17 protein-coding genes are annotated in these 16497 nt (G+C 67.6%); 10 read left to right on the top strand and 7 right to left on the bottom strand.

The window, feature by feature from the left end; all coding sequences use genetic code 11:
• Nucleotides 1-35: 35 nt before the first annotated feature.
• Together V6U71_RS21075 and V6U71_RS21070 are read right to left on the bottom strand one after the other, a co-directional pair.
• Complete coding sequence (locus V6U71_RS21075) at nucleotides 36-1079, bottom strand: ACP S-malonyltransferase (protein WP_411340234.1); 1044 nt, start codon at nucleotides 1077-1079, stop codon at nucleotides 36-38.
• On the bottom strand, nucleotides 1076-3244 hold the full coding sequence (locus tag V6U71_RS21070) for a dehydrogenase E1 component subunit alpha/beta (protein ID WP_411340233.1): 2169 nt from the start codon (nucleotides 3242-3244) through the stop codon (nucleotides 1076-1078). Before V6U71_RS21070 ends, V6U71_RS21075 begins: the two co-directional genes overlap by 4 nt.
• 195 nt (nucleotides 3245-3439) lie before the next feature.
• Between V6U71_RS21070 and V6U71_RS21065 the strand changes: the two genes are divergently transcribed.
• From V6U71_RS21065 to V6U71_RS21030, 8 genes are all read left to right on the top strand, one after another.
• Nucleotides 3440-4144: a DUF4129 domain-containing protein gene (locus V6U71_RS21065; RefSeq protein WP_411340232.1), complete on the top strand. Its 705-nt coding sequence runs from the start codon at nucleotides 3440-3442 to the stop codon at nucleotides 4142-4144.
• Nucleotides 4141-5379, top strand: coding sequence for a DUF4350 domain-containing protein (locus V6U71_RS21060; protein ID WP_411340231.1), 1239 nt, complete (start codon nucleotides 4141-4143; stop codon nucleotides 5377-5379). The genes V6U71_RS21065 and V6U71_RS21060 overlap by 4 nt, the downstream gene beginning before the upstream one ends.
• 94 nt (nucleotides 5380-5473) lie before the next feature.
• Nucleotides 5474-6343 (top strand): AAA family ATPase, encoded by an 870-nt coding sequence (locus V6U71_RS21055; RefSeq protein WP_411342385.1) that lies wholly within the window; start codon nucleotides 5474-5476, stop codon nucleotides 6341-6343.
• Entirely contained in the window at nucleotides 6340-7668 is a 1329-nt protein-coding gene (locus tag V6U71_RS21050; RefSeq protein WP_411340230.1) for a DUF58 domain-containing protein, read from the top strand. The genes V6U71_RS21055 and V6U71_RS21050 overlap by 4 nt, the downstream gene beginning before the upstream one ends.
• Nucleotides 7665-8696, top strand: a complete 1032-nt coding sequence (locus tag V6U71_RS21045) for a stage II sporulation protein M (protein WP_411340229.1) — start codon at nucleotides 7665-7667, stop codon at nucleotides 8694-8696. The genes V6U71_RS21050 and V6U71_RS21045 overlap by 4 nt, the downstream gene beginning before the upstream one ends.
• Nucleotides 8693-9562 (top strand): RDD family protein, encoded by an 870-nt coding sequence (locus V6U71_RS21040; RefSeq protein WP_411340228.1) that lies wholly within the window; start codon nucleotides 8693-8695, stop codon nucleotides 9560-9562. The genes V6U71_RS21045 and V6U71_RS21040 overlap by 4 nt, the downstream gene beginning before the upstream one ends.
• On the top strand, nucleotides 9549-10265 hold the full coding sequence (locus tag V6U71_RS21035) for a nitroreductase (RefSeq protein ID WP_411340227.1): 717 nt from the start codon (nucleotides 9549-9551) through the stop codon (nucleotides 10263-10265). Before V6U71_RS21040 ends, V6U71_RS21035 begins: the two co-directional genes overlap by 14 nt.
• Complete coding sequence (locus V6U71_RS21030) at nucleotides 10262-10771, top strand: hypothetical protein (RefSeq protein WP_411340226.1); 510 nt, start codon at nucleotides 10262-10264, stop codon at nucleotides 10769-10771. Before V6U71_RS21035 ends, V6U71_RS21030 begins: the two co-directional genes overlap by 4 nt.
• A 23-nt stretch (nucleotides 10772-10794) precedes the next feature.
• Here V6U71_RS21030 and V6U71_RS21025 read toward each other — a convergent pair whose 3' ends face one another.
• Nucleotides 10795-13203, bottom strand: coding sequence for a ligase-associated DNA damage response DEXH box helicase (locus tag V6U71_RS21025; protein ID WP_411340225.1), 2409 nt, complete (start codon nucleotides 13201-13203; stop codon nucleotides 10795-10797).
• Nucleotides 13204-13303: 100 nt separating this feature from the next.
• Between V6U71_RS21025 and V6U71_RS21020 the strand changes: the two genes are divergently transcribed.
• The gene (locus tag V6U71_RS21020; RefSeq protein ID WP_411340224.1) at nucleotides 13304-13654 is read left to right on the top strand and encodes a hypothetical protein; all 351 of its coding nucleotides are present in this window, start codon (nucleotides 13304-13306) and stop codon (nucleotides 13652-13654) included.
• 38 nt (nucleotides 13655-13692) lie between these two features.
• On the opposite strand, the gene V6U71_RS21015 is transcribed toward V6U71_RS21020, so the two are convergent.
• Genes V6U71_RS21015 through V6U71_RS21005 form a run of 3 tightly spaced genes read right to left on the bottom strand, consistent with a single transcriptional unit; the run spans nucleotide 13693 to nucleotide 14953 of the window.
• On the bottom strand, nucleotides 13693-14163 hold the full coding sequence (locus tag V6U71_RS21015; RefSeq protein ID WP_411340223.1) for an SRPBCC domain-containing protein: 471 nt from the start codon (nucleotides 14161-14163) through the stop codon (nucleotides 13693-13695).
• Nucleotides 14160-14486 carry an ArsR/SmtB family transcription factor gene (locus V6U71_RS21010; RefSeq protein ID WP_054732434.1) on the bottom strand — a complete coding sequence of 109 codons (327 nt, stop codon included), beginning with the start codon at nucleotides 14484-14486 and terminating at the stop codon, nucleotides 14160-14162. The genes V6U71_RS21015 and V6U71_RS21010 overlap by 4 nt, the downstream gene beginning before the upstream one ends.
• The gene (locus V6U71_RS21005; RefSeq protein WP_411340222.1) at nucleotides 14483-14953 is read right to left on the bottom strand and encodes a VOC family protein; all 471 of its coding nucleotides are present in this window, start codon (nucleotides 14951-14953) and stop codon (nucleotides 14483-14485) included. The genes V6U71_RS21010 and V6U71_RS21005 overlap by 4 nt, the downstream gene beginning before the upstream one ends.
• Nucleotides 14954-15053: 100 nt before the next feature.
• Between V6U71_RS21005 and V6U71_RS21000 the strand changes: the two genes are divergently transcribed.
• Complete coding sequence (locus V6U71_RS21000; protein ID WP_411340221.1) at nucleotides 15054-15983, top strand: glutaminase; 930 nt, start codon at nucleotides 15054-15056, stop codon at nucleotides 15981-15983.
• A 25-nt stretch (nucleotides 15984-16008) separates the two neighbouring features.
• Here the strand turns inward: V6U71_RS21000 and V6U71_RS20995 are convergent, their stop codons facing one another.
• Entirely contained in the window at nucleotides 16009-16278 is a 270-nt protein-coding gene (locus V6U71_RS20995) for a DUF3297 family protein (protein ID WP_054590480.1), read from the bottom strand.
• Nucleotides 16279-16497: the final 219 nt, after the last annotated feature.

Here is a 16497-nt window from a genome sequence, read left to right as displayed (position 1 = left end):
CGGCTTCCCACCGGCGCCGGCCCTGCCTTCAGCTTTTACGTAACCAGACCGCGCTGTTCGGCGCGGCCCATCGACATCAGGATCGGATCGGCCGCCTGCCGCGCCATGAAGTCGGCCTTGCCGCGGATGCCCTGCCATTCGATGCCGATCAGCGACTGCGCGATCGCGCCGCCGAGCGTGTCGCCCGGGCCGGGCAGGATGATGACATCGGGGGCATATTCCTTGACCGCAACCTGCACCGACAGCGCGAAATCATAGGGCGCGAGGATCTGGTGGCCGAAGGTGTAATCCCAAACTGCGGTCGGATCGCTCGCGAAGCGGCGCCAGATATGACCGCGGCCATCGATCATCGGGATCGTGGGGGCGCCGAACAGCGAGGCGGGCAATTCGGCCTTCGCCTTGTCCGAGCTGCCGAACATCAACGGGGTGTGGAAGGGGCCATGGCCCGCGAGGCGTAGGGGATCGCGGCCCGGGGTCGGGGGTGCTTCGGCGAGTAGCGCGGCGAGACCGTCCTCATTGCCCGCGAAGACCAGCATGCCGGCCAGATCGATCGACAGCGCGAGCGCGCAGCCGCGGCGCGAGCCGATGTCGGCGACAAGATCGAAAAGCCTTTCGCGCAGCCCGGCGACCGGGCGCCAATCCTCGTCGACGACCTGCAGCAAAATCTGCCCGCCAGGGCCGTGCCTCTGGCTGTTGAGGCCCATCGCATTCGAAATCCGAAAACCGTCTTCGACCGATACCGCGCCGCCGAGCGCTAGCGCGCTGTACCAGCCCATCGAATTGCCCGCGACCGCGACGACATCATATTTGTCGCGATCGATGCTGAGCCAGTCGAGCGCGGTCGCAGTATAGATCAGCGGCGCGGCGACATCGCCGCGCATATGCGTCGCGACGCTGAACCGCTCGGCACCGTCAAGTTCGGTGACCGTCGGCTGGCCGCGGTCGGCGCGCTGGGCGTCGAAATTCGCGAGCAGTTCGGCGAAACGCGCACCGTGCAGCCGCGCGATGCTGCCGAGTTCGCCCTTGCCATAGGTGCCGCGGCCGGGGGCGACGACGAGCGCACTCCTGCGCGCGCTCATGCCAGCAACTCCTTCGCGGCAGCGTAGATGCTGTCACGGCTCGGCAGCGTCAGCGTTGCCGCGCGCCCCAGCGGAATGAAGCTGTCGTCGGCGGCAATCCGCGCGAGCTTCTTATCCGGCGTGCGCTCGACGAAACTCGCCATCAGCGCCTCGCTCTGCGATCCGGTGATCCGGCATTCGTCGACGATCAGAACGCGCTTGGCATCGCCGACCGCGGCGATCAGCTTCTCCTCGTCTACCGGCCCGAGCCAGCGCAGGTCGATGACGCGCGCCTTGACGCCGTCGGCGGCGAGCAATTTCTCGGCCTGCCGCGACAAATAAGTGCCGTTGCCATAGGTAACGATCGCAAGGTCGGTGCCCTGCCCGTACACCCCGACATCGCCAAGGCGGATCGGGGCGCCTTCGCCCGGGGCTTCATAGACGCTGGTCCACAGGCCGTCGCCTTCCTCGTGGAGGTCACGCGTCATATAGAGCGCGATCGGTTCGACGAAGACGACGACGCGCTGTTCCTCGCGCGCCAGCCTTACGCATTCGCGCAGCATCTGCACCGCATCGCGGCCGTTCGACGGCACCGCGAGGATGACCCCGGGGATGTCGCGAAACACCGCAAGGCTGTTGTCGTTGTGGAAATGGCCGCCGAAGCCCTTCTGATAGCCGAGCCCCGCGATGCGGATGACCATCGGATTGGTATATTGGCCGTCCGAGAAGAAGCTCAATGTCGCCGCCTCGCCGCGGATCTGGTCCTCGGCATTGTGGACATAGGCGAGGAACTGGATCTCGGGCATCGGGACGAACCCGTTGTGCGCCATGCCGATCGCCAGCCCGAGAATCGCCTGTTCGTCGAGCAGAGTGTTGATGACGCGCGCCGAACCGAAACGCTGGTGGAGCTTCGCGGTAACGTTATAGACGCCGCCCTTCGGCCCGACGTCCTCGCCCATCACCGCGATTTCCTTGTGCGCCAGCATCAGGTCGGCGAGCGCCCAGCTCAAGAGCCGCGCCATATGCATCGGCTTGTCCATCTGCCCGGCATCGCTGCCGAACATCGCCTTGCGGTCCTCGGCCGCAGGGCTGTTGGCGCGAACAACCTCGCGCTTCGGCGGCACGAGGCTGGCCATCACATGCGCAGGGGTGGTGATCTTGGGCCGCAGGATCGCCGCTTCGGCCTGCCGCGCCAATGTCGCGCCGATCTCCTCATAGGCGTCGGCGACCTCGGCGGGCGACATCCAGCCCTGCTCCGCCATCAGCGCCGCGCCCTTGAGCAGCGGATCGCGCGCCTCGTCGGACTCGATCAGCGCCTTGGGCAGATAGGCGCCCTGCACGTCCGAACCGGCGTGGCCATAGAGGCGCACCGTCGCCATGTGAAGGAACACCGGCTTGCGGGTCCGCCGCGCATGGTCGGCGGCTTCCTTCGCACCCGCATAGGCCGAGGCAAGGTCGGTGCCGTCGCACTGGATATAGTGGAGCCCGGCGCGATGGCGGAACTGCGCCTCGATCCATCCCGTCGGCGTCCGCGTCGAAATCCCGATACCATTATCCTCGCACAGGAAGATGAGCGGCATCGGCGAGCCCTGGAACGCCGTCCAGCCCGCGGTGTTGAACGCGCCTTGCGCGGTCGAATGGTTGGCCGAGGCATCGCCAAAGCTGGTCAGCACCACCGCGTCGTCGGGAAGCGGCAACTCCTTCATGCCGAGCCGCCGCGCGATACCGATCGAAAAGGCGGCGCCGACCGCCTTCGGCAGGTGCGAAGCGATCGTCGAGGTCTGCGGCGGGATCGCGAGCGGTTTCGACCCGATCACCTTGTGCCGCCCGCCCGAGATCGGATCTTCGCTCGACGCCGCGAAGCTCAGCAGCATGTCCCACGTCGGCGTGCCGCCGGGAAGCTGGCGCGCGCGGTGGAGCTGGAAGGCGTTCGAACGATAGTGGAGGAATGCCATATCGGTGACGCGCAGCGCACCGGCGACTGCGGCATTGCCCTCGTGCCCCGACGATCCGATCGTATAGAAACCCTCGCCGCGCGCCTGCAGATGGCGCGACAGCCGGTCCATCTGGCGGCTGGTGAGTTGTGACAGGAAGATGTCGGTGGCGTCGCTGCGCGACAGGCCGATGGCGGCGGGATCGGGCGCATCGGGGCGTCCCGGGAGATTTCTTCCTGCCAGCGCGGCCAAAAATTTCTCATGCACTGCCTGCGCCGCGTCCAATGCCCGTCTCCCACCGCGTCAACATGGTTGCGCCGGCAACCACCCGTCGATCTTCGCGCGCTAGAACGGGGCCGTTCGCCGCGCAAGCCTCTCTTGCCTTCCCGCGCCGCATCGCGCTACCACTCGTCCGATGAACGACCGGGGCGGGGCCATCTTTTCAACATGATATCCTTGTGGATCGCCCAGGCTTCGGCCGCCGCCGAGTCCGCCGGCCCTGTAGATGGTCAGGGATGGCTGATCGATACCGAACTCGTCGACCCCGGCTATGGCCAGACCGTCGCGGGCGGCGAAATCCAGACGGGCTTTCCGCCCCCGCCACCGCAGCCCGAAACACCCGAATGGCTGAAATCGCTGTTCAATGCGATCGGCGACTTCTTCCAGTGGAGTGCGCCGGCGGTAAAGCCCATATTGTGGGTCGGCGCCGCGCTGCTTCTGCTGTTCATCCTCTATCATTTCGTTCCGGCCTTCGCCGAATGGGTCGACCGGCTGCGTTTCGGGCGGCGGCGCGCCGCGGCCGAGGAGGATCAGGTCGGACAGGCCGAAGCCGGCGCCGCGCGCGCGCTGCTCGCCGAAGCCGACGCGCTCGCCGCCGAGGGCCGCTTCGCCGAAGCGATCCATCTGCTGCTCTATCGCAGCGTCGAGGATATCGAAGGGCGGCGCCCGGGGCTTGTCCGCCCGGCGATGACCTCGCGCGAACTCGCCGAAGCGCACGACCTGCCCGGCGTCGCCCGCGACGCGTTCAGCCGCATCGCGCGCGCGGTCGAGATCAGCCTGTTCGGCGGGCGATCGATCGATGCGGGGGCGTGGGACCAGTGCCGCAGCGCCTACGCCGAACTGACGGTACCGCGTAACTGGGCGCGGACATGAGCGGCGCCGCCGCCAGCGACCATGGGTTCAACCCGCGCCTGATCGCGGGGGTCGTCGCGATCGGCGTCATCGCCTTCATCGCGCTCTGGGCGCTGATCGCGCTCGGCCCGCAATTGTCGAGCGGCAACAACGGCGGCGGCCATGCGCTGGCGAAGGGCGCGCCGGGCTATGCGGGGATCGTCGACCTTCTCGAACGCGCCGGTGCCGAGGTCGAACTGCGTCGCACGGTCGAAAGCCAAAGCTATGAAGAATATCACCCGCTGCTCATCCTGACGCCGACGCATCGCAGCCGGCCCGAAGAGATTAGCGAGCTGATCGACGCGCAAAGCGGCGGCAAAGTCCTGATCATACTGCCGAAATGGGAGGTGATGACCGTCCCCGGGCAGGCGGCCAAACCCGGCTGGGTCGGCGCGGGCATCCCCGTGACCCCGTCCGCGCGGCTGCTCCCCGAAGCGCTGTTCGGCAAGGTGACGGTCGCCGCAACGCCGGGCAAGGCCGCGGTGGTGCCGGCCGACCTCGCGAACCGCGCATTTTCGGTGACGCTGCCCGCCAATGTGCAGACGGTGAAGGGCGAGCAGCTCGACGTGCTGATCGCGGGGCCCGATGGCGGCGCGGTGCTGGCACGGTCGCGCGAGCACGACCGCTATATCCTCGCCGACCCCGACCTGATCAACAATCTCGCCTTTGCTTCGCGCGACAAGGCGCGCGGCGCGGCGATGCTGATCGACGCGATCGGCGAGGATGCCGATGCGAACGCGCTCGCCTTCGACGTCACGCTGAACGGCCTCGGCGGCGGGCGCTCGCTGCTCCGTTTCGCCTTTGTCCCGCCGTTTATCGGCATCACCCTGTGCCTGATCGCGGCGGGGCTGCTCGCGCTGTGGCAGGCATGGGCGCGCTTCGGCCCGGCGCTGAAGCCCGCCCGCGCAATTCCCGTCTCGAAAGCGGCGCTGATCGCCAACAGTGCCGACCTGATCAAGCAGGCGCGGCGCGAACTCGACGGCGCCGACGCTTTTGTGAAAAGCCAGCGCGGCGCCATCGCGCGGCGGCTCCACGCGCCGTCGGGGCTCGACGACGACGCGACCGACGCGTGGATCGACAAGCATCTGCCGGCCGGCAGCGACCTCTTCTCCGCGCTCGCCCGGCGGCTGCCGTTGGCGCGCAACACCCACGAATTTCTGGCAGACGCGCAGGCGCTGCACGACATCAGGAAGGATTTACTCCGTGACAGCCAATAATATCGCCGAAGGGATCGCGGGCGTGCAGGCGCTCGGCGCCGCGATCGAGGGCGAGGTCGCCAAGGTCGTGTTCGGGCAGGGGCCGCTGACCCGCATGGTGACGATCGCACTGCTCGCGGGCGGCCATGTCCTGCTCGAAGGCCCGCCGGGAACTGCAAAGACGCTGCTGGCGCAAGCCTTCGCGCGTGCCACGGGTCTCGATTTCGGGCGCATCCAGTTCACCCCCGACCTGATGCCGGGCGACATATTGGGGTCGAACCTGTTCAACTTCCAGACGTCGAGCTTCACCCTCACCAAGGGGCCGATCTTCACCGAACTGCTGCTCGCCGACGAAATCAACCGCACCCCGCCGAAGACGCAGGCCGCGCTGCTCGAAGCGATGCAGGAACGCCGCGTCACGATCAACGGCGAACCCCATATGATGAGCCCGCGCTTCACCGTGCTGGCGACGCAGAACCCGATCGAACAGCAGGGCGTCTATCCGTTGCCCGAAGCGCAGCTCGACCGCTTCCTGTTCAAGCTCGTCGTCGATTATCCCGACGCCGCGGAGGAACGCCGCATCGTCGCCGACCATGGCGGACGCTTCAAAAGCCCCGCGGTCAGTGATTTCGGTGTGACCAAGGTCGCCGGTGCCAAGGCGATCGGCGCCGCGATCGACACGATCGCGACCGTCCGCCTCGCCGACGAGATCGTCGATTATATCGTCCGCCTCGTCCGCGCGACGCGCGAGAGCGCCGACCTGGAGTGCGGCGCCAGCCCGCGCGCCGCGACCCTGCTGGCGCGCGCCGCCTGCGCCGCGGCGGCGCTCGACGGCCGCGACTATGTGATCCCCGACGATATCCAGCGCCTCGCCGCCGGCGTCCTGCGCCACCGCGTCATCCTGTCGGCCGCCGCCGAGATCGAGGGCCGCAATGTCGAACAGGTCGTCGCGGCGCTGCTCGAACGCGAGGAAGTGCCCCGGTGATCTACCCCACCCGACGCGCCATCTATTTGCTGCTGCTCGGTGCCCCGCTGGCGCTGGCGCTCGGGCTGGTCCGGCCCGAACTGTGGCTGGTCGCGCCCGGGTGGATCGCGGTGATTCTCGCCTGCCTGCTTCTCGACACGATTGCCGGCGCCAGCCCGCGCCGCCTTGCGCTCGACACCCGCTTTCCGCATCAGGTCGGCGTCGGCGACCCGTTCGACCTGTCGGTCACCGCCAGCGGGGTCGCGGTACCGCGGCGCGCCGAACTCGCGCTCGCGCTCGACGACCGGCTCGCCGCCGGCGGGCGCCTCGCCGGCACGCTGCGCGCGGTCGACACCGGCGACGGCAGACCGCAAACGCTCGCCCAGACGCTGTCGCTCGCCGCGACTCGGCGCGGACAGGCGCTGGTCGAGGCGCTGTGGATCCGCTGGGCGGGCCCCCTCGGACTCGTCTGGAAACAGCGCCGCTTCGCGATCGACCGCCCGATCAGCATCGTCCCCAGCCTGCGCGCGGTGACCGAGGAAGGCAGCCGGCTGTTCCAGCGCAACAGCTGGTTCGGCCTCCGCCAGCAGCGCTTTCGCGGCGAAGGCACCGAGTTCGAAGCGCTCGCCGAATATCAGCCGGGGATGGATCGTCGCGCGATCGACTGGAACGCCACGGCGCGCCACGTCAAACTGCTCGCCAAGGAATATCGCGTCGAGCGCGACAATCGCGTCGTCCTCGCCATCGACGGCGGACGGACGATGGCCGAACCGGTCGGCGGCATGCCGCGCGTCGACCGCGCGGTGTCGGCGGCGCTGCTCCTCGCCTATGTCGGGCTGAAGCTCAACGACCGGATCAGCCTCTTTTCATTCGCGGCAAAGCCGCACACGCTGACCCCCGCCTATATGCACACACAGGATTTCCCCGCGCTGCAACGCGCCGCGAGCCTGATCGACTATGCGCATGTCGAAAGCAATTTCACCCTCGCGCTCACCACGCTGAGCGCCCAGCTCAACCGGCGGTCGCTGATCATATTGTTCACCGAATTCACCGATGCGACGAGCGCCGACCTGATGATCCGCGCCGCCGGCCGGCTGGTGCAGAAGCACCGCCTGCTGTTCGTCGTCATCAAGGACGAAGAGGTCGAGGGCGAGGAAAGGCGGCGTCCCGAAAGCGGCGCCGACGTCACGCGATCGAACGTCGCGGCGGCGATGCTGCGCGACCGGCAACTCGTGATCGCGCGGCTGCAGCGGCTCGGCGCCGACGTGATCGAGGTTCCGGCCGACGCGATGGGCGCAAGCGCGGTCGACGCCTATCTCGGCATCAAACGGGCCGGCAGCCTGTGACCGCGCCCGCCGCCCCCGCCGTCACCGCGCCGGCCTTTTCGACCGGCCGCTTTCGCGCCGAACGCGAGGCCGACTGGATCGCCTTCGACCTGCTGCTCACCAAGCTGGAAAAGAAGGGCGCCAAGGCGCTGACCAGCGACGAGCTGCTGCAACTGCCTTTGCTCTATCGCGCCACCTTGTCGTCGCTGTCGATCGCGCGCGCGACCAGCCTCGACAAGGCGCTGCTCGACCATCTCGAGGCGCTGTCGATCCGCGGCTATTTCCTCGTCTATGGCGTGCGCGAGACGCGGCTCAGCCGGCTCCGGCGCTTCTTCCTCTACGACTGGCCCGCCGCGGTGCGGTCGGTGTGGAAGGAAACGATCGTCATCGCGCTGATCATCGTCCTCGGCGCGCTGACCAGCTACTCGCTCGTCGCGCACCAGCCCGAATGGTATTTCAACTTCGTCGACGAAAGCATGTCGGGCGGCCGCGATCCGCGCGCGACGGCCGAATATCTCCAGTCGACGCTCGGACATGGCAAGGCGGCAGTTGAACAGGAAAGCGGGCTCCACGTCTTCGCGACCTTTTTGTTCACCCACAACAGCCAGGTGTCGATCCTCTCCTTCGCGCTCGGTTTCGCCTTCGGCGTGCCGACGATGATGCTCGAATATTATCAGGGCATCGGGCTCGGCGCGATGCTCGCAGTCTTCGCGAACAAGGGCCTCGGTTTCGATTTCGGCGGCTGGCTGTTCATCCACGGCACGACCGAGCTGTTCGCCGCGGCGCTGTCGGGCGCCGCCGGGCTCCGGATCGGCACCGCGGTCGTCTTCCCCGGCGCGCGCGGACGGCTGGAGGCGGCGTCCGCTGCCGGGCGCACCGCGGGCAAGGTGATGGTCGGGGTGATATTGATGCTGCTCGTTGCCGGGCTGCTCGAAGGCTTCGGCCGCCAGCTCATCACCGACACGCTGCTACGCTATGGCATCGGCACGCTGATGCTGCTGTTCTGGCTCGCCTATTATTATGTCCCGCGGCGCGAGGATGTCACATGACCGCCGCGAGCAACCTCAAGCTGCGCGAGGCGCGCGCGAAGAAAATCCGCCAGTTCATCACGCCCGAGGGCGTCGACCTCGAACTGAAGATCGCGAGTGCGGGGCTGCGCCTCGGCGCGCTGGTCGTCGACCTGACGCTGATCGTCGTCGCCCTGCTCGTCTTTTCCTTTCTGATCGCGTGGGTCGGCGTCGGGTCGAAGTCCGACATCGCCTATATCGTCTGGATGCTCGGCTTCTTCGCGCTCAGGACCTTCTGGTTCATCGGCTTCGAACTCGGGCAACGCGCCGCGACGCCGGGCAAACGGCTGATGGGGATTCGCGTCGTCGCGCGCGACGGCGGGCGACTGACGGCCGACGCGGTGGTCGCGCGCAACCTGATCCGCGAACTCGAACTCTTCCTGCCGCTGATGATGCTCGGCAACGGCATTTCGGAGGATGCCATATCGGGCTGGACCGTGCTCGCGGGCGTGCTCTGGTCGCTGACGCTCAGCCTGTTCCTGCTGTTCAATCGCGACCGGATGCGGATGGGCGACCTGATCGCGGGGACGTGGGTGGTGATGGCGCAGCGCGTCAAGCTCGATGCCGATATCGGGGTCGCCGGCGACCAGACGGGCGCCATCGCCTTCACCGAAGCCGAACTGTCGGTCTACGGAATTTTCGAGCTGCAGGAGCTCGAACGCGTGCTGCGCGCCCGCGACGCGCGCGCGATGCGCGAGGTCGCCGACACGATCCGCGCTAAAATCGGGCGTCCCGTCGCCGAAGAGGATGACGTCTTCCTGCTGAACTACTATCGCCAGTTGAAGGCCCGGCTCGAACGCAAGCTGCTGTTCGGCAAGCGCCGCGAGGATAAATATGCCAGTGACTGATACGCTTTCCCCGCCCGCCGCCACCGCCTCGGTAACCGATGCGCTGCATCGCCGCCGCTCGGTGCGCGCCTTTACCGACCGGCCGGTCGAGCCCGCACTGCTCCGCGACATCTTCGCCGCCGCGCAGCGCGCGCCATCGGGCGGCAACCTCCAGCCGTGGCAGGTGACGATACTGACCGGCGCGCCGTGGCAGGCGGTGCAGGATGCGGTCGCGGCGCGGATCGCGATGGGGCGCGAGGGTTATGAGCCCGAATATGACATCTATCCCAAGGGGTTGACCGATCCGTGGGAAAGCCGCCGTTACGGCGTCGGCGAGGCGCTCTATGCATCACTCGGCATCCCGCGCGAGGACAAGCCGGCGCGGCTCGACCAGTTCCGCCACAATTACCGCGGCTTCGGCGCGCCGGTGATGCTGTTCCTCCATTGCTCGCGGATCATGGGCCCGCCGCAATGGTCCGACATGGGGATGTGGCTGCAATCGGTGATGCTGCTGCTCGTCGAACATGGCCTCGCGAGCTGCCCGCAGGAATGCTGGGCGATGTATGGCGCCACCGTCCGCCGCACGCTGGGGCTCGGCGACGACCAGATCCTGTTTTCGGGGCTCGCGATCGGCTATGCCGATGAAGGCGCGGCGGTGAACCAGTGGCCGGTGCCGCGCGTAGAGCTGGAAGAAGTGATCGATTGGCAAGGATTCGGCGAATGAGCTGGCAGCGCGCCTGGTTTCGATACGGCACCGCCGTGCCGCTGATGCTCGCCGTCGCGAGCTGTACCGCCATCCCGACCCCCGAAGCCCCGCCGCCCGCCCCCGCGCCGCTGCCGACCCCGGCCCCCGCGCCGGCGCCCGCGCCGCCGACGAGCGGGTCGTGGGAAAGCCGCGCGGTCAACAATGGCGCGTGGCGCTATGACGCGGGCAGCCGCACCGCCGCTTTCGTGCCGACCGGCGGCGCCGCCCCGCTGCTGACCATGGCGTGCACCGGCAGCGCGATTCGCCTGACCTCGGGCCTTGCCGGCGACGTCAGCCTGCGCACCAGCGCCGGCACCGACCAGCTCCGTTTCGAGGACGGCAATGCGACGGTCCCGAACCGCGACATCCGCCTCGACCGCATCGCCTTCAGCCGCGGACGCTTTGCGCTGGAAACCCCCGGCGGCAGCGGGCTGACCCTGCCCGTCCAGTCCGAAATCGGCCGCGTGATCGAGGACTGCCGCTAGCCGGGATTCCGCCCCATACCAGCCTAATCGGGCCGCATCGCTTCATCCGCCAGCGCATCGGCGAGCTCGCCGAGTAGCGCGTCGTCGATATCGGCGGCGGCGACATTCTCGCGCCCGATCAGCACCAATACGGGAATGGCGAGCGGGCTGATCCGTTCGAGCGTCCGATGCACCATCGTCCCCGCCGCGCGGTCGAGCAGGTCGCCAAGCCGCGCTACGTCGGTCAGCCGCTCCCGCGCATCGGCCCAGGCGGCCTCGAGCAGCAGGTGGTCGGGTTCGTATTTGCGCAGCACATCGAAAATCAGGTCGGTCGAAAAGGTCACCTGCTTGCCGGTCTTGCGTTTGCCCGGATGCTGGCGCTCGATCAGCCCGCCGATCACCGCGACCTCGCGAAACGCCCGCTTCAGCAGGTGCGACCGCTCGACCCATTCGACGAACTCGCCTTCGAGGATCGCCGCGTCGAACAGCGTCGCGGGGTCGGCCACCGGCCGCAGCGACCAGATGGCAAGCGCATAGTCGGAGGCGACGAAGCCCAGCGGCTGCAACCCCGCACGCTCCATCCGTTTGGTGATCAGCATGCCGAGCGACTGGTGCGCGTTCCACCCCTCGAACGGATAGGCGACCATATAATGGGCACCCTCGTGCGGGAAGGTCTCGACAAGCAGTTCGCCGGGACGCGGCAGGACCGAGCGCAGCGCCTGCATCTCCAGCCAGAAGCGCACATCCTCGGGAAAGCGCTGCCAGCTCGCCGGATCGGCAAGGAAGCCGCGCACCCGGTCGGCAAGCCGCGTCGAAATCGCCATGCGCGCACCCATATAGCTCGGGATACGCGCCGGCCGCGTCGTCGCGCGGACGATCAGGTCGGTGTCGCGGATCGATTCGACCTCGAGGCTGAGCCCCGCAAAGGCGAAGGTATCGCCGGGCGACAGCGTGCTGGCGAAATATTCCTCGACCTTGCCGAGCCGCCGGCCGTTCTTGAAGCGCACCTCGGCCATCGGCGCCTCGACGATGATCCCGGCGTTAAGCCGGTGCTGCGCCGCCAGCCGCGGGTGCGCGATGCGCCAACCACCCTGTCCGTCGGGCGCGAGGCGGCGGAAGCGATCGTAGCTTTTGAGCGCATAGCCGCCGTCGCGCACGAAGCCGAGCAGGCGCGCGAACAGCTCGGCATCGAGCCAGCGGTACGGCGCCGCGCTCCGCACCTCGGCGAGCAGTTCGTCCTCGCGGAACGGTGCCGCACAGGCGAGCGCCATCACATGCTGCGCGAGCACGTCGAGCGCGCCGGGGCGGAAGCGGTCGGCATCGCGCTCGCCCGCTTCCACCGCATCCAGTGCCGCCCGCGCCTCCAGATATTCGAAGCGGTTGCCCGGGACGATCAGCGCGCGGCTCGGCTCGTCGAGCCGGTGGTTGGCGCGGCCGATGCGCTGCAACAGCCGCGACGAGCCTTTCGGTGCCCCCATCTGGATCACACAGTCGACGTCGCCCCAATCGAGCCCGAGGTCGAGGCTGGCGGTCGCGACGAGCGCGCGCAGCCGGCCTTCGGCCATCGCGGTTTCGGCGCGCTGGCGCGCCTCGCGGTCGAGGCTGCCGTGGTGGATCGCGATCGGCAGGCCGAGGTCGTTGACCTTCCACAGCTCCTGAAAGATCAGTTCGGCGAGCCCGCGGGTGTTGCAGAAGATGATCGTCGTGCGGTTCGCCGCGATCACTTCCATCACCTGATGGACGGCATAACGCCCCGAATGCCCCGCCCAGGGCACCGCCCCTTCGGGGAGCAATATCGCAATATCGGGCTCGGCGCCCGGCTCGCCTTCGACGATCGTCACCGCCTCGCCGCGGCTGTCGGGCGCGAGCCAAGCGGCATATTGCGGCGGGTCGGCGATCGTCGCCGACAGGCCGACGCGGCGCAGCGCGGGCGCGATCTGCTGCAACCGGGCGAGCGACAGGCTGAGCAGGTCGCCGCGCTTGCCGGGGGCGAAGGCGTGGATTTCGTCGATTACCACCGTCTTGAGTTCGGCGAACATCGCGAAACTGTCGGGATAGGACAGCAGCAGCGACAGCGATTCGGGGGTGGTCAGCAGGATGTTCGGCGGCCGGCTCCGCTGCCGCGCCTTCTTGTCGGACGAGGTATCGCCGCTGCGGCTCTCGACGCTGATATCGAGCCCCATTTCGGCGATCGGGGCGGTGAGGTTGCGCTCGACGTCGGCCGCCAGCGCTTTCAGCGGCGACACATAAAGCGTGTGCAGGCGGTCGGAGGGATTTTCCACCAGATCGACGAGCGTCGGCAGGAAGCCCGACAGCGTCTTGCCCGCACCGGTCGCCGCGACAAGCAGCGCATGCTCGCCGCGCCCCGCCGCCGCAAGCATGTCGGCCTGATGCCGCCGCAGCCGCCACCCGCGCGCTGCGAACCAGTCGGTGAAGGGGGCGGGGAGGAGCATGGAGTTGATGTGGCGTTGCGGCGAGCGGGGGGCAAGCCCTTCGCCGCGATGTCCGGTTTCGGCCGATTGCAGACGGTCTGAAATGTGATAGCCACACTATATGAAATACTTGGTAGTCGGCCTCGCAGGATTACTAGCTGGTTGCGCGGGGATGGCGCCTCTCGAATTTTCTTCGGCCGAGCAGTACGCTGGCTACCCGGTCTTCGTCGGCAGCGAAGGCGGAAAATGTAGGTATGGCGTCCAAGACATGATTTCGATGGACGGGAACAGCTTGTTCAATTGGATGAAAGGCTTGCCAGAGAAATCGCGCCAAATTGATCTCGTGCTCGATAGCGAAACGGAAAAGTGCGTAGGTCGCGCCCGCCAACTGATGATCAAGGCAGGCTTCACGGATATCCACCTTCGAAAGTTCGGCGACCTGACATACACCAGCGGTCTTCCGCCGGGTTGAATTTCCCAGTCCGCTTTCCACCCCAATGCCGCCATCGGCTACGCTCGTTCCGCCATCGCCTTCAGCAACGCTCGCCAATGCTCGCCCAGCCGCCGCTGGAACAGCATCAGTTCGAAGCCGTGGCGCGCGACATGCTGCTGCGGGATCGCGTCCCAGCCGCGATGCTCGACGGTCACGCGCGTCTCCGCGCCGACCGCCTCGAAGCGGACATCGACCTCGGTTCCTTGACCGGCGGCGAAGCTCGGCAGGCGCCAGCCGAAAGCGAGCCTTTCGCCCGGCAGCCAGTGGCGCACCGGTCCGATCTCCCACTCCTCGCCATCGGCGAAGCGCGTGACGAGGCGGCCGCCCGGCCCGGCGGGATCGAAGCGCAGCGCGCCGTCGCCCTTGCGCGAAAGCTGGAACAACGGATGGCTTTTCCACCAAGTCCCGATGTCGCGCGTGAAGGCGGTGAAAGCGGCCTGCGGGGTCACCGCGACGCGCAGCGCGACGATCACCGCCGCGCCGTTCATTCGCCGCCCTCGACATGGGCCTTGAACGCCGCGAGCTGGTGCGTCCACAGCGCTTCGGTCTCGGCGAGCCATTGTTTGAGCCCGTCGGTCGCGCCGTGCTTGAGGCTGTAGATGCGCACGCGCGCGTCGAAATGGGGATGCCCGTCCTCGACCAGCCCGCCCTGCTTCAGCGCGCGCAAATGCCGGCTCATCGCGGGCGGCGCGAGCCCCAAGTCGCTCGCCAGCTCGCCCGCGCTGCGCGGCCGCTGGCCGAGCAGTTCGACCGCGCGGCGCCGCACGGGGTCGGCAAGCGCGGCCAGCGTGCGGTCGACCGCCGCGCTCAATCGTCGAGCCGCGTCTTCGTCGTGAAGCCGCCCTCGGCGTCCCACTCGTCGGCGCTCTTGTCCTCGACCGTGACGCCGAAGGTCCAGATATGCCCCTCGGGGTCCTTTGCCCGATAGCTGCGGTCGCCATAGAATTGCGTTTCGGGTTCGGCGATGATGTCGGCGCCCGCCGCGCGCGCCGCTTCGCAATGCGCGTCGATATCCTCGCCGCGGGCAAGCTGGACATGCACCGTCTGCGTATTCTTGCCGCCGAGGTTCGCGGGGCTGCGGTGATCGTCGGACCATTCGTTGCCGATCATGATCGTCGAATTGCCATATTCCATCTCGCTGTGCGCAAGATTGCCGTCGGCATCGAGCAGCACGAACAAAGGTTCGAAGCCGAAGGCCGCCTCGAGCCAGCGGAACGCCGCCTTGCTGTCGCGATAACAGATGGCGCTCGACAGCCCCTTTGCGCGATGTTCGGCCATGCTTCATCTCCCGAATCAGTGATTTGATTTCCCTTATATACAATATTTTTACGAAATTGAAAATACATGCAATCGCGTGTGAAGTTGCTAGGAAAAGCGCATGACTCCCGATCTCGCCCGCTGCGTCGCCGAAGCCTATCAGGTCGCCCTGCCGCATCGCGGTCAGGGTAGGGTCGCCGACTATATCCCGGCGCTGGCAAAGGTCGACCCGAACCACTTCGGCTTCGCGCTCGCGCTTCCCGACGGCACGGTGCATGCGGCCGGCGACGCCGACATCGCCTTTTCGATCCAGTCGGTGTCGAAGGTCTTTACGCTGGCGCTCGCGCTCCGCCGCGTCGGCAGTTCGCTATGGGACAGCGTCGGCCGCGAGCCGTCGGGGTCGGCGTTCAACTCGATCGTCCAGCTCGAAAGCGAACAGGGCATTCCGCGCAACCCGCTGATCAACGCCGGCGCGATCGCGACGACCGACCGGCTGATCGACGGCCGGGGCGGCGACGCGGTGGTCGACGAGATACTCGATTTCATCCGGGCCCGCGCCGGCGACGACGGCGTCGATATCGACCGCGACGTCGCCGCTTCCGAATCCGAAACCGGCGCCCGCAACCGCAGCCTCGGCTATTTCATGCAGGCGTTCGACAATCTGCGTCATCCGGTCGAGGCGGTGACAGGGGTCTATTTCCGCCAGTGCGCGATCGCGATGAGTTGCCGCCAGCTCGCCAAGGCCGGACTGTTCCTCGCGATGGAAGGACGCGATCCGCTGACCGGCGAGCAACTGATCGACCCGCACCGCGCGCGCCGCATCAACGCGATCATGATGCTGTGCGGCCATTACGACAACAGCGGCGAATTCGCCTTTCGCGTCGGCCTGCCGGGCAAGAGCGGCGTCGGCGGCGGCATCCTGTGCATCGCGCCGGGACAGGGATCGATCGCGGTCTGGTCGCCGGGGCTCAACGAGGCGGGAACGTCGCTCGTCGGCGCGCTCGCCCTCGAACATTTCGCCTATGCGGCGGGCTGGTCGGTGTTCGACTGAGGCCGCGTACCGACGGCCGAGCGGCTCAGTCGGCCGCGGCTTCGCCGTCTTCGGCCGCCGTATCCTCGAACCACGCCTCGACCTCGCCCGACAATTTGATCGTCATCGCCTGGCCGAAGCGGTCCTTCGACTTGCCCGCCGCGACGCGGATCCAGCCTTCGGAAATCGAATATTCCTCGACGTCGGTGCGTTCCTTGCCCTTGAAGCGGATGCCGATACCGCGCTGCAGCACCTCCATGTCGAAATGGGGCGAGCGCGGGTTGGTCGACAGGCGATCGGGCGGGGTGTCGGTCATCTTGAAAATCTCCAATGCTTGCCCGGGCGGCTAGGCGAGGCGGCCCCGCAAATCAAGCACCGACACCGCAGCAACACCTCCCGTCAGCGCATCGATCCGCCGCAATAATCCTGTGCCATTACAGGACACGCCGCCCCGCCCGCCGCATAGGCCAAGCGCTCCGGCGCTAAAAAGAGGGTTAAGCGCGGCGAACCGCCGGACGGTCGTCCTGTGGCGGGA

Origin of the sequence: Sphingopyxis sp. J-6, assembly GCF_046603995.1 — a bacterium.
In the GTDB taxonomy this organism is placed as follows: domain Bacteria; phylum Pseudomonadota; class Alphaproteobacteria; order Sphingomonadales; family Sphingomonadaceae; genus Sphingopyxis.
This window is presented reverse-complemented; position numbering and strand designations above follow the sequence as displayed.